We start from the raw sequence: 13309 nt of genomic DNA on the forward strand, positions 1-13309 counted from the left end.
ACACCGATGTCACCCATGGCGATGCACCTGCGGCCACCTGCTGAAACCAGACCGGGCGAAGCCGAAACGGCGGCCGTTCCCGAAGACAGCCGCCCCGGAGACTACCGGGTGCGGCTGGAAGTCTTTGAAGGCCCGCTCGACCTGCTGCTCTATCTCATCAGGCGCCATGAACTCGACATTACCGACATCCCCATGGCGCGGATTACGGCTGAATATCTTGCTTACATCCAGGCGCTGCGCGAACTGGACTTCGATGTTGCCGGTGAGTTTCTCGTCATGGCGGCCACGCTGATCCACATCAAGTCCCGGATGCTCCTGCCCACGCCAGCCGAACCTTCCGCCGAAGCCGTTGCCGACGACCCACGGGCGGAACTGGTGCGCCAGCTTCTGGAGCACCGGCGCTACCGGGCAGCGGCCGAGGACCTGTGGATGCGGTACGAGCTGGAGCAGGGCGTCTATAGCCGTCGCACTTGCGAAACCGCCGCCCCGGAAGAAGTCAACGTCACGGTTTTTGACCTGCTGGAAACATTCAAACGCATTCTCGACCGCCGCCGCCGGCAGCTTGAACTGACGATTGCCCACGAAGCCATGACCCAGGCGCAAAAGCTGGCCGAGCTGCGGGGGCTGCTCGCTGAACAGCCGCGCCTCGATGTGACCCGGCTCTTTGAAGCGGCCCGGACGAAACGCGAAATGGTCTGCCTGTTTCTGGCCATTCTGGAGTTGCTGCGGGAAGGTACGGTGCGCTTCATTCAGACGGAGACCTTCGGTAGCATCCATCTCGAACGGGTAGCCGTGACGGTAGAAGCCACCCCAGCCCTATGACCCCTGAAACGCTCAAGCCGATTCTGGAAACCCTCATCTATGTGGCCGAGGAGCCGCTGACACGGAAGCAAATGGCTGAACTGCTGCCGGAAGCGACTCCGGCCGACATTGACGCGGCACTGCACAGCCTGGTCAACGACTACGCCGGGCGCGGACTGGTGCTGCGCGAGATTGCCGGTGGCTGGCAACTCGCCACGCGCCCGGAGCTGAGCGAATACGTCCGGCGCTACCACCGCGCGCGCCCGGCGGCACGGCTTTCCTTGGCGGCGCTGGAGACCCTGGCCGTGATTGCCTACAAGCAGCCGATTACCATTCCCGAAATCCTGGAGATTCGCGGGGTGAGTTCGTCTTCCGCCATCAAGACGCTGCTCGACCGGAAGCTCATCGTGCCCAAGGGGCGCAAAGAGTGTGTCGGGCGTCCCATTTTGTACGGCACGTCAAAGGAATTTCTGGTGCAGTTTGGGTTGAAGGATTTGAGTGTGCTGCCCAGTCTGGAAGACCTGGCCGAACTCGACGCTCCAACGACCTGAGTGGCATCATCGGCGGAAGGCTGTGGTCAGGCTGCCGGTTGCCCATCAGGAACAACGGTTACACGGGAGAAAGCATGTCTGAGAAACGTTTGCTGATGACGGTTCTGATGTCGCCCGACATGGCGAATTTTTCCGGCCACGTCCACGGCGGGGCCATGTTGCGGCTGCTTGACCAGGTGGCCTATGCCTGCGCGTCACGCTATTCAGGCAGTTATGTCGTGACCGTTTCGGTGGACCAGGTGGTGTTTCGCGAGCCGGTTCACGTCGGTGAACTGGTGACGTTTCGCGCTTCAGTCAACTACACGGGCCGGACTTCCATGGAGATTGGCATTCGCGTCGAGGCCGAAAACATCCGCGAGCGCACGTCACGCCACGTCATGACGTGCTATTTCACGATGGTGGCCGTGGATGAGCAGGGACATCCGCGTCCTATCCCGCCGGTCCCGATTGAAACCCAGGATGACCGGCGCCGGTGGGCCGCCGCGAAGCTCCGGCGGCAGTACCGGAAGGAGATTGAACAGCACAGCCTCGAAATCCGGCAGCATCCGCAGGAACTCATGCAGGAAATGCTGGAATCCCATGCCGTGGCCCAGCACGCCGCCGAACGGCTTGGAGCGTTGCCGCCGGAGGCGCCGCCCCTTTCCTCGTCCGCGGCACCGGCCGAAACGGGTTCATAACGCCGCCATGCAGGAACGGTTACAGAAACTCATCGCCGCCGCCGGACTGGCCTCCCGGCGGGAAGCCGAAATGTGGATTCAGAACGGGCTGGTGACGGTCAACGGCCAGGTCGTGGACACGCTGGGGGCCAAAGCCGACCCCGAACACGACGCCATCAAGGTCAAGGGCCGGCTCATCAACCCGAAGCTGGCGCAGCGGAAGCTGGTCTATTACCTGCTCAACAAGCCGAAGGGGTATTTGTCGAGCCTCTCCGACCCGGAGCAGCGCCCCCTCGTGACGGACCTGCTGCCCAAGGGCGCGCCACGTGTACATCCGGTCGGTCGCCTTGATTTCAACACCGAAGGGCTGCTCATCCTGACCAATGACGGCGCGTTGACCAACCTTGTGACCAAAGCCGGCGATCACTGTCCGAAGGTCTATCACGTCAAGGTCAAGGGAACGCCCGGCCCCGCCCAGCTTGAACGGCTGCAACATGGCATGACCATTGACGGGGAAGTGCACCGGATTGCGCACCTGACGCCCCTCGACCACACGGATTACGACAACACCTGGTATGAACTCGTGCTGCACGAAGGGAAAAACAACCAGATTCGGCGGATGTTCGACGCCATCGGGCATTCCGTGCTCAAACTCCGGCGCGTGGCCATCGGCCACCTGACCGATGCCGGACTGCCGGTCGGAGCCGTCCGGGAGTTGACCCCGGCTGAAGTGCAGCGGTTCTTCTCGAAGCGGAAAATTGCCCCACGGGTGGTCGCCAAAAAGGCCGCAACGAAAAAACTCGGCAAGCCCCGTCCGGTCGGGGAAGCCAAAGCCCGTCAGCGTGAGCGGCTGGCAACGACCATCGGACGCACTGCCCAGCCGCCAGCCAAACCATCCCGACGGCCGGCTCGTCAGACTGCCGAACCGACCGCTTCAGAGCGGGGAGCCCCCAGATCGGCCCCGGCTGCGCGCACCCGGACGCCCCCCAAATCCGGTGGGAAAAACGGTTCTGCTCCAGCCCGTCCCGCGTCACGGAGGAAGTCATGACGTTGCCCAAACCCGAAGACCTCATCATTCACTCGCTGGGGGAGTGTCGGTTTCCGTCGCCGCTCCAGCTTGGCGCGGCTTCCGGTGAATACCACGGGGAGTTTATGTCCGACGCCGCCAAAGTCCGCTTCCATGTCGAACTGGAACGTCTGGAAGGGCGTCCCGATGACCTGTTCTTCGAGCGGGCCGGCCCACGGGAGCGGCTTTTTTTTGATCCCTCCAAGGTCAAAGCCGCCATTGTCACCTGCGGCGGGCTGTGTCCGGGCATCAACAACGTCATCCGGTCGGTTTTTCTGTCCCTCAAGTACAACTACGGCGTCCCGGAAGTCTATGGCATCCGCTATGGCTACCGGGGCCTGAATCCGGCCTATGGCGACGGATTCATCCGCCTGACGCACGAGATGGTGGAAAACATCCACCTGCACGGGGGCACATTTCTGGGGTCATCCCGTGGGCCGCAGCCGGTGGAAGTCATGCTCGACACCCTGGCCGACCGTGGCATTGACATGCTGTTTTGTGTCGGCGGCGATGGAACACAGCGCGGCGCTGACGCTCTGGCCCAGGCGGCCCGCCGACGCAACCTGCCGCTGGCCGTGGTCGGAATTCCCAAAACCATTGACAACGACATCCCCTACGTCTTTCGCTCCTTCGGCTACGGCACGGCCGTCGAAAAAGCGCGTGAAGTCATTGCCGGGGCCCATGCCGAAGCCAAGGGCGCGCCCAATGGCATCGTCATCGTCAAGCTTATGGGCCGCAATGCCGGTTTCATCGCGGCTGGCGCCACGACGGCCAGCCAGGAAGTCAACTTTGCCTTCATTCCCGAACTGCCCTTCGATCTCGACCCGCCCAACGGCTTTCTGGCGCACCTGGAAACGCGGGTGCTCCAGCGCGGGCACGCCGTCATCGTCGTGGCCGAAGGGGCCGGGCAACACCTGTTCGGCAATCTGCCGGTTGAACGCGACGCCTCCGGCAACATCAAGCACCACGACATCGGGACGTACCTGCGCGACCGCATCATCGCCTACTTCCGTGAGCGCCGCATCGAGGCGAATGTCAAATACATCGATCCGAGCTATCTCATTCGGAGTGTCCCGGCCAACTGTGACGACGCCCAGTTGAGTGACCGCTTTGCGCGGTACGCCGTGCACGCCGCCATGGCCGGAAAGACGGATTTGCTCATCGGATACTGGCATGGGCTGTTCGTCCACGTGCCGATGCACCTGGTGACCAGCCAGAAGAAACACCTCTCGCCCAAAAGCAGCCTGTGGCTTTCGGTCCTGGCGGCAACCGGGCAGCCGGTACTCATGGTCAACGAACCAGTCCCGGAAACAACGGCGTCATGAGCAGCGAATCCACCAGCCACACGCTGGACGCCCCCCGATTGGACAACCCGCTGGCCGTGACCATTGCCGGCCTGACGTTCAAAAATCCGGTCATCCCGGCCAGCGGGACGTTTGGCTATGGGCTGGAGTTCCTGCCGTTTTTCGACCTCTCCCGGCTGGGCGGTTTTTGTACGAAGGGCCTGTCGCCGCAGCCGCTCAAAGGCAACCCTCCGCCGCGCATCGTGGAGACACCCGCCGGCATGCTCAATGCCATCGGGCTGCAAAACATCGGGGTACGGGCTTTCGTCGCGGAAAAACTGCCACTGCTGCGTGCTTATGATACGCACGTCATTGCCAACGTCTTTGGCTTTTCCATCGAGGATTTTCTGGAAGTCGTCGCCGTGCTCGATGATGCCGAAGGTGTATCGGCCTACGAGCTGAACATTTCCTGCCCGAACGTCAAGGAAGGCGGGACGCAGTTTGGCAACGACCCCCGGCTGGCGGCCCGCGTCACGGAAGCCGTCAAAAACCGTGCGCGGCGGCCGGTCATCGTCAAGCTGTCGCCCAATGCGCCAAGTGTTGTCGAGGTGGCCCGCGCCGTCGAGCAGGCCGGAGCCGATGCCCTGTCGCTGGTCAATACCTTTGTCGGCCTGTCCATTGATGTCTATACCCACCGGCCGCGGTTGGGCTTTACGACGGGCGGACTGTCGGGTCCGGCCATCCGTCCGCTGGCCGTACGGATGGTGTATGAGGTCTCACAGTCCGTCGGCATTCCCCGGCTGGGCATGGGCGGCATCACCAACTGGATGGACGCACTGGAGTTCATCCTGGCCGGGGCGACGGCCGTGCAGCTCGGCACGATCAACTACACCGAACCATGCGCCGCCCTGCACGTCATTGAAGGACTGGAGACCTACTGCCGCGAGCAGGGGACAACCATACCGGCGCTGGTTGGTGCGTTCCGCCCCCATGCGGTCAGCCCGGTGACGGAACCGGCGTCGCATCAGGCCGGATCGTAGCCCAGGTTCGGACGCAGCCACCGCTCGGCCTCGGCAACCGTCCACCCCTTGCGTGCGGCGTAATCCTCGATCTGATCGCGCCCCAGCAGACCGACGGCAAAGTAATGCGCGTCGGGATGGGCAAAGTAGAGACCGCTGACCGAACTGGCCGGCCACATGGCGCAGCTTTCCGTCAGGCGGACGCCGGCATTTTCCTCTGCGCCCAGCAGGGCAAACAGCGTGCGCTTTTCCGTGTGGTCGGGCGAAGCCGGATAGCCCGGCGCTGGGCGGATGCCCCGGTAGCGTTCCCGGATGAGGTCCTCGCGGGTCAGGTTTTCGTGCCGTCCGTAGCCCCAGAGGTCACGGACGCGCTTGTGGGCGAGTTCGGCAAAGGCTTCTGCCAGGCGGTCGGCCAGCGCCTTGGCCATGATCGAATGGTAGTCGTCGTGGTCGGCATCGAACTCGGCGCAGAGTTCGTCCAGCCCCAGTCCGGCTGTCACCACGAAGCCGCCGATGTAATCCAGCCGGCCGGCATCCTTCGGGGCGATGAAGTCCGCCAGAGCGACGTTGGGCTTCCCGTCCGTACGCTCGACCTGCTGCCGCAGGGTGTGGAAGCGGGTGAGCACTTCGGTCCGGGTTTCGTCGGTGTACAGCTCGATGTCATCGCCGACGGCATTGGCCGGAAACAGCCCAAAAACGCCACGTGGATGCAGACGGCGTTCCGTGATGATGCGTTCGAGCAGGCGCTGGGCGTCGTCGAACAGTTCGCGGGCGCGTTCACCAATGGTCGGGTCGTCAAAGATTTTCGGATAGCGCCCCCGCAGTTCCCAGGTATGAAAGAAAGGCGACCAGTCAATGTAGGGCACAAGGGCGTCGAGCGTGACATCGTCGAACGTCATGACGCCAAGCTGTTCAGGGACGGCGACAGTTTCGGCGTCAAACCGCAACTGTGGACGGCGCGCACGGGCTTCCGCCAGCGGCAGCAGGTGCTTGCGGTCGAGGCGGGACTGGTGTTCTTCCCGTAAGGCAGCCTGTTCGGCCGCGTTCTGGGCAATGAAATCTTGGCGCTGCTCGTGGCTGGTCAGCGCCCCGACGACGCCAACGGCGCGCGACGCATCGAGAACGTGAACCGTCGTCCCGCTGTAGGCTGGCGCGATTTTGACGGCCGTATGCAGCTTCGAGGTCGTCGCCCCGCCAATGAGCAGCGGCACGGTGAAGCCGGCCTCGGTCATCGTTTTGGCCACGTGAACCATTTCGTCCAGTGACGGCGTGATCAGCCCGCTGAGGCCGACGACATCCACGTTGTGTTCGCGGGCCTTGGCCAGGATGACATCACAGGGCTGCATCACGCCCAGGTCAATGACCTCGTAGTTGTTGCAGCCCAAAACGACGCCGACGATGTTTTTGCCAATGTCGTGAACGTCGCCTTTGACCGTTGCCAGCAGCACCTTCCTGCGGCCGGAGCCATTGGCCGTCTGTCCGTTGGCGGCTGCCTTTTTCTCGGCTTCGAGGTAGGGCAGCAGCACGGCCACGGCTTTTTTCATGACGCGCGCCGATTTGACAACCTGCGGCAGGAACATCTTGCCGGCTCCAAACAGGTCGCCGACGACGTTCATGCCGTCCATGAGCGGCCCTTCGATGACCGCCAGCGGTGCGCCGTACTTCTGGCGGGCTTCCTCGACATCGGTCTCGATGTAATCGGCATTGCCTTTGATGAGGGCATGCTTGAGCCGTTCCTCGACGCCGGTCTGCCGCCAGGCTTCGTCCTTGACCGCGGCCTTACCGGCCCCCTTGACCGATTCGGCGAAGGCAATCAGCCGCTCCGTGGCATCCGGGCACCGGTTGAGTACCACATCTTCGACGAGTTCGAGCAAATCCGGCGGAATTTCGTCATAGACGGCAAGCTGTCCGGCATTGACGATGCCCATGTCCATGCCGGCCCGGATGGCGTGGTACAGGAAGACCGAATGCATGGCTTCCCGGACGACGTTGTTCCCACGAAAGGAAAACGACAGGTTGCTGACGCCGCCGGAAACCTTGCAGCCGGGCAGGGTTTGCTTGATGACGCGCGTGGCCTCGATGAAATCCACGGCGTAGTTGGCGTGTTCTTCAATGCCGGTGGCAATGGCCAGAATGTTCGGGTCAAAGATGATGTCTTCCGGCGGGAAGCCAACCTGTTCGGTGAGAATCCGGTAGGCGCGGGTACAGATTTCGATCTTGCGCGCTGCCGTGTCGGCCTGTCCGATTTCGTCAAAGGCCATGACGACGACGGCCGCGCCGTAGCGGCGGATACGCCGCGCCTGCTCGATGAACACGGCTTCGCCTTCCTTGAGGCTGATGGAGTTGACGACGCACTTGCCCTGAACACATTTCAGCCCGGCTTCGATGACGTGAAACTTCGAGCTGTCAATGACAATCGGGACGCGCGCGATGTCCGGGTCGGCGACGACAAGGTTGAGAAAGCGCGTCATGGCGCGCACGCTGTCAAGCATGGCTTCGTCCATGTTGACGTCAATCATCTGCGCGCCGTTGGCAACCTGCTGGCGGGCAACGGCCAGCGCGTCCTCGTAGCGTTCGGCGCGGATGAGTTCGGCGAATTTGGACGAGCCGGTGACGTTGGTGCGTTCACCGATGTTGACGAAGTTTGTCTCCGGGCGGATGACCAGGGCTTCCAGGCCGCTCAGGCGGGTGTGACGTGGCGGTTGGGGGCGGGTTCGTGGTGGCAGTCCGGCCACGGCCGCGGCAATGGCGGCAATGTGTTTGGGGGTTGTCCCGCAGCAGCCGCCCACGATGTTGAGCCAGCCGTGGCGGGCAAAGTCGCGCACCAGTTCACCCATGATGTCGGGCGTCTGGTCAAATCCGCCAAAGACGTTTGGCAGGCCGGCGTTGGGGTAGCAAATCAGGTAAAACGGCGACTTTTCGGCCAGTTCTTCGACGTGCGGACGCATTTCGGCCGCTCCGAAGCCGCAGTTCATTCCGAGCGCCAGCAGGGGCGCGTGTTCGACGGAAATGAGAAAAGCCTCGACGGTTTGCCCGGAGAGTGTCCGCCCGCTGGCGTCGGCGACGGTCACCGAAGCCACAACCGGCACGCGCTGCCCACGCCGTTCAAAGACTTCCTCGATGGCAAAGAGCGCCGCCTTGAGGTTGAGCGTGTCGAAGGTTGTTTCGGGCAGGAGCAGGTCCACGCCGCCGTCGAGCAGTCCTTCGGCCTGCTCGGCGTAGGCGGCAACGAGTTCGTCGAAGGTCGTGCCGCGTGCGCCGGGATCGTTGACATCGGGCGAGATCGAGGCGGTTTTGTTGGTCGGCCCCAGCGCCCCGGCGACAAAGCGCGGGCGCGAGCTGTCTTCCCTGAGAAACGCCTCGACGGCCCGCCGGGCGCACTGGGCCGCAGCCAGGTTCATTTCGTAGGACAGGTCTTCCAGTCCGTAATCGGCCTGCGAAATCCGCTGGGCATTGAAGCTGTTGGTTTCGATGATGTCCGCGCCGGCTTCGAGATAGGCGCGGTGGATGGCTTCGATGATGTCCGGGCGGGTCAGGCACAGGAGGTCGTTGTTGCCTTTGAGGTCGTGGGTATGGCTGGCAAAACGCTCTCCGCGGTAATCGGCTTCCTGGAGCTTGTAGGACTGGATCATCGTCCCCATGGCGCCGTCGAGGACGAGAATGCGTTCACGAAGGGCTTGTTCGAGCAGGGCTGTGGTTGGAGAAGACATCGGATAGGGAAGTAGCCGTCTGTGAGAAGCAACTTGGGGCTGAGAAGGCGGAAGTCTAATCGGTTGCTCTCACGTCGGCTAGTCCGACTGGCCGTAAGTCCCTTGGGAGCGCGGGCAGCTCTGGGGGCGCGGGCGTCCCGCCCGCGTGGGCTTCAGGGTTGCGCGCTCTCTCAAGCATCCCGGCAGTTCAGTTGGTACGCACAATGCTGCTGCCGCCGGATACCAGTCGTCTCTCTCACCTGTCGTTGGCTTTGATTTTTTCTGCTCGCGCTTCAAGTTCTTCGGCTTCGGTAGTCCGCTGCGTCGCACGATAAAGCAGAGCCAGGTTTTTGAGGACCGTCGCTACATCGGGATGGTTGGGACCCAGGGCCTTCTCCCGGATGACCAGCGCGCGCTTGAGGAGCGGCTCGGCTTGGGCGTACTGCTCTTGGGCCAGATAGACAACAGCCAGGTTGTTCAGGCTCTGGGCCACAGCGGGATGGTCGGGACCCAAGGCCTTCTCCACAATGTCCAGCGCGCGCTTGTAGAGTGGCTCGGACTGGTCGTACTGCCCTTGGGCCTGATGCGCCTTGGCCAGGTTGCTCAGACTGGTGGCCACATCGGGATGGTTCAGCCCGACGCGCTTCTCGGCCACCTCCAGCGCCTTTTTCGCCACGGTAGCAGCGCGGTCATATCTGCCAGCCCGATAAAGCGTCCGCACTTCCTCGATGAGTGTTTCCCACTCGATGCCCGCACCTTGGGCATAAGCCGGCCCGCCGGTCAGGCACAGCACAGCCGCCAGAGCCATCACCTGCACCAGATTGATCATTGGTATTCCGCGCAGACACCTAACCATTTGTCGGTGGAAAATGGAGAATGAAAAATGAGCGAAAGTGAGGGATATCCTGCGGGTTGCTTCACTTGGCCGTTGACGTGACACCATTCGGGGTTGACGCCTTCAAAGCTGGACGCCTAGCAAGCCACACAAACTGTCTTGGCGACAGGATTCAACTGTTTCTCTCACTTGTCGCCAGCCTTGATTTTTGCCGCCCGCTCCTCAAGCTGCTCCGCTTCGGCAATCCGTTTGGTCGCACGATAGAGTTGAGCCAGGTTTCTGAGGGCTGTCGCCACGTCGGGATGGTTTGGACCCAGGGACTTTTCCCGGATGGCCAGCACCCGCCTGAAGAACGGCTCGGCTTGGGCGTACTGCCCTTGGGCTTTATAGATGATGGCCAGGTTGTTCAGGCTTGTCGCCACATCGGGATGGTCAGGTCCTAAGACCTTCTCCCTGATAGCCAGCGTGCGTTTGTGGAGTGACTCTGCTTGTGCGTACTGCCCTTGAGCTTGATAGAGACCTGCCAGGTTGTTCAGACCCGCCGCCACATCGGGATGGTTTGGACCCAAGGACTTCTCCCGGATGACCAGCGCGCGCCTGAAGAGCGGCTCGGCCTGGGCGTACTGCCCTTGGGTTTGATAGAGACCAGCCAGGTTGTTCAGGCTCGTCGCCACATCGGGATGGTTGGGGCCCAGGGCCTTCTCCCGGATGGCCAGCGCACGCCTGAAGAGCGGCTCGGCCTCGGCATACTGCCCTTGGGCTTGATAGAGACCAGCCAGGTTGTTCAGGCTTGTCGCCACATCGGGATGGTTGGAGCCCAAGGCCTTCTCCCGGATAGCCAGCGCACGCCTGAAGAGCGGCTCGGCCTGGGCGTACTGCCCTTGGGCTTGATAGATTTCAGCCAGGTTGTTCAGGCTCGTCGCCACATCGGGATGGTTGGGGCCCAAGGCCTTCTCCCGGATAGCCAGCGCACGCTTGAAGAGCGGCTCGGCCTGGGCGTACTGACCCTGGGCCTCGTAGAGCAGGGCCAGGTTGTTCAGGTTTGTCGCCACGTCGGGATGGTCGGAGCCCAAAGCCTTCTCCCGAATGGTCAGTGCACGCTTGAAGAGCGGCTCGGCCTGGGCGTACTGACCCTGTGCCTGGTAGAGCGCCGCCAAGTTGTTCAGGCTCTGCGCCACGTCGGGATGGTCGGGACCCAAGACATTTTCCTGGATAGCCAGCGCACGCATGAGGAGCGGCTCGGCCTGGGCGTACTGCCCTTGGGCTTTATAGATGATAGCCAGGTTGTTGAGGCTCGTTGCTACATCAGGATGGTCGGCGCCCAGGAACCTCTCCAGGATGCCCAGCGAGTGCTTGAGGAATGGCTCAGCCAGGTCGTACCGACCCTGTTCACGATAGATTTCAGCCAGGTTGTTCAGGGTCGTGGCCATATCGGGATGGTCAAGACCCAAGACATTGTGCTGGATGCCCATCGCGCGTGTGTAGAGCGGCTCAGCCTGGGCATACTGCCCTTGGGCTTTATAGATTTCAGCCAGGTTGTTCAGGATCGCCACCACATCGAGATGGTATGAGCCCAGGGCCTTCTCCCGGATGTCCAGCGCACGCTTGTAAAGCGGCTCGGCCTGGGCGTACTGCCCTTGGGCTTGATGGAGACCAGCCAGGTTGTTCAGGCTTGTCGCCACATCGGGATGGTCAGAACCCAAGGCCTTTTCCCGGATAGCCAGCGCGCGCCTGAAGAGCGGCTCGGCCTGGGCGTACTGCCCTTGGGCTTGATAGAGACCAGCCAGGTTGTTCAGGCTCGTCGCCACATCGGGATGGTCGGGGCCCAAGGCCTTCTCACGGATAGCCAGCGCGCGCCTGAAGAGCGGCTCGGCCTGAGCGTACTGCCCTTGGGCATTATAGAGATAGGCCAGGTTGGTCAGGCTTTTCGCCACATTGGGATGCTCTGTCCCGACGCGCTTCTCAGCCACCTCCAGCGCCTTTTTGGCAACCACGACGGCTTGGTCATATTTACCGGCCTGATAAAGCTTGATGACTTCCTGGTTGAGTGTCTCCCACTCGCGGCCTGCACCTTGGGCGTAAGCCACAGCGCCGGTCAGGCACAGCACGGTTGCCAGAGCCATCACCTGTATCCGTTTGATCATGATGTTCTCCTCGCCGCATCCAACCACTTCAGCACCGACTGGTTGTCTTATCACAGTTATGGTTTTGTGACATTTAGATAGAAGTATTCTTTTTCGGGTTGTACAGGTTTATGACGAATGGCGAATGGTGAGTGGCGAGTGGCGAGTAGCGAATAGTGAGTAGCGAGTAGGTAAAGTGGGGGATGTTTTGAGGGGTGCTCTGAGGCAGGCACAGTCGTTGTTGTGAAGTCGAGCGAATCACCTCCCGCTAGCTGACTGTCCGCACTCAGCCGGTATTTGCGGATAATCCTGTGGCCGGCGAAAATGACACCCGAAAACAATCCGGGTAGCTCTGGCGGCTACACGACGGAACAAGCCCACCAACGAGGAGAACGACATGGGCCCCCTCAGTATCCAGGAAGCTCAAGCATGTCTGGCAGACCTCATTCACCGCCTGTCCCCTGGTGAGGAAGTGACTCTCACAGAAAACGGTCAGCCTGTCGCCAAACTGGTTGCTACCTGTGCACCACCGCCGCGCCCGGTCCCGAAGCTTGGCACGCAGCGCGGTTCGGTATTGTCAATGGATCACTTTGACGATCCGCTGGAGGAGTTTGAGGAATACCAGTGATGCGGTTATTGCTTGACTCCCACGTTCTGATCTGGAGCCAGGACGACACCAGTCAGTTGTCGCCAGTTGCGCTTGCCGCCCTTTCGGACCCAGCCAATGACCGCCTCATCAGCGTAGCAACCGTCTGGGAAATCGCTATCAAGGTCGGCAAGAAACGGCTTCCCTTATCGAAGCCATTCCGGCAATGGATGGATACCGCCATTGCTGATCTCTACCTGACGCTGTTGCCAATCACCCTGGACCATACTGACCGGCAGTTGGCATTGCCGCCCCATCACGGTGATCCTTTTGACCGCTTGCTGATTTCACAGTCCCTTGTTGAGGGCATACCGATTGTCGGGAGCGATACGCAATTTGACGCCTATGGTGTAACCCGTATCTGGGATTAGTGGGGAATAGGGAATGGCGGAATAGCGAATGGCGAGTAGCGAGTGGCGAATGGCGAGTGGTGAATAGGTGAAAGTGGGGGGATGTCTTGAAGGTTGCTCCGAAGCAGGCGCAGTCGTTGTTGTGAAGCCGAACGGATTGTCTCCCGCCGTCGCTGGTCGTACGCACTCAGCCGGTATTTGCGGATGGTGGCGCAGGTTTGAAGGGGCAAGCCCCTATACTAGTCCTGTAACCAGTCGGGGTTGATGCTTTCAAAGCCGGCCTCCCGGCA

The 13309-nt window shown here is 61.7% G+C and carries 10 protein-coding genes; 7 read left to right on the forward strand and 3 right to left on the reverse strand.

The annotated features are described in order from the left end of the window. Positions 1-6 precede the first annotated feature (6 nt). From J8C05_RS15255 to J8C05_RS15280, 6 genes are all read left to right on the forward strand, one after another. On the forward strand, positions 7-822 hold the full coding sequence (locus J8C05_RS15255; RefSeq protein WP_211423592.1) for a segregation and condensation protein A: 816 nt from the start codon (positions 7-9) through the stop codon (positions 820-822). Continuing rightward, positions 819-1352: an SMC-Scp complex subunit ScpB gene (gene scpB / locus J8C05_RS15260; RefSeq protein WP_211423593.1), complete on the forward strand. Its 534-nt coding sequence runs from the start codon at positions 819-821 to the stop codon at positions 1350-1352. The genes J8C05_RS15255 and scpB overlap by 4 nt, the downstream gene beginning before the upstream one ends. 74 nt (positions 1353-1426) lie before the next feature. Next, positions 1427-2029, forward strand: a complete 603-nt coding sequence (locus J8C05_RS15265) for an acyl-CoA thioesterase (protein WP_459543855.1) — start codon at positions 1427-1429, stop codon at positions 2027-2029. 7 nt (positions 2030-2036) lie between these two features. Then, positions 2037-3056: a pseudouridine synthase gene (locus J8C05_RS15270; RefSeq protein WP_211423594.1), complete on the forward strand. Its 1020-nt coding sequence runs from the start codon at positions 2037-2039 to the stop codon at positions 3054-3056. Then, positions 3053-4399, forward strand: coding sequence for an ATP-dependent 6-phosphofructokinase (locus J8C05_RS15275; RefSeq protein WP_211423595.1), 1347 nt, complete (start codon positions 3053-3055; stop codon positions 4397-4399). Before J8C05_RS15270 ends, J8C05_RS15275 begins: the two co-directional genes overlap by 4 nt. Further along, positions 4396-5397: a dihydroorotate dehydrogenase gene (locus tag J8C05_RS15280; RefSeq protein ID WP_211423596.1), complete on the forward strand. Its 1002-nt coding sequence runs from the start codon at positions 4396-4398 to the stop codon at positions 5395-5397. Before J8C05_RS15275 ends, J8C05_RS15280 begins: the two co-directional genes overlap by 4 nt. On the opposite strand, the gene metH is transcribed toward J8C05_RS15280, so the two are convergent. From metH to J8C05_RS15295, 3 genes are all read right to left on the reverse strand, one after another. After that, complete coding sequence (metH, locus tag J8C05_RS15285; RefSeq protein WP_211423597.1) at positions 5382-9086, reverse strand: methionine synthase; 3705 nt, start codon at positions 9084-9086, stop codon at positions 5382-5384. The genes J8C05_RS15280 and metH overlap by 16 nt on opposite strands. A gap of 235 nt (positions 9087-9321) precedes the next feature. Next, positions 9322-9894, reverse strand: coding sequence for a tetratricopeptide repeat protein (locus J8C05_RS15290; RefSeq protein ID WP_211423598.1), 573 nt, complete (start codon positions 9892-9894; stop codon positions 9322-9324). A gap of 191 nt (positions 9895-10085) precedes the next feature. Further along, complete coding sequence (locus J8C05_RS15295; RefSeq protein WP_246840784.1) at positions 10086-12044, reverse strand: tetratricopeptide repeat protein; 1959 nt, start codon at positions 12042-12044, stop codon at positions 10086-10088. A 606-nt stretch (positions 12045-12650) separates the two neighbouring features. Here J8C05_RS15295 and J8C05_RS15300 point away from each other — a divergent pair. Beyond that, on the forward strand, positions 12651-13040 hold the full coding sequence (locus J8C05_RS15300; RefSeq protein WP_211423599.1) for a type II toxin-antitoxin system VapC family toxin: 390 nt from the start codon (positions 12651-12653) through the stop codon (positions 13038-13040). Positions 13041-13309: the final 269 nt, after the last annotated feature.

It is taken from the genome of Chloracidobacterium sp. N, assembly GCF_018304765.1.
Classification (GTDB): domain Bacteria; phylum Acidobacteriota; class Blastocatellia; order Chloracidobacteriales; family Chloracidobacteriaceae; genus Chloracidobacterium; species Chloracidobacterium aggregatum.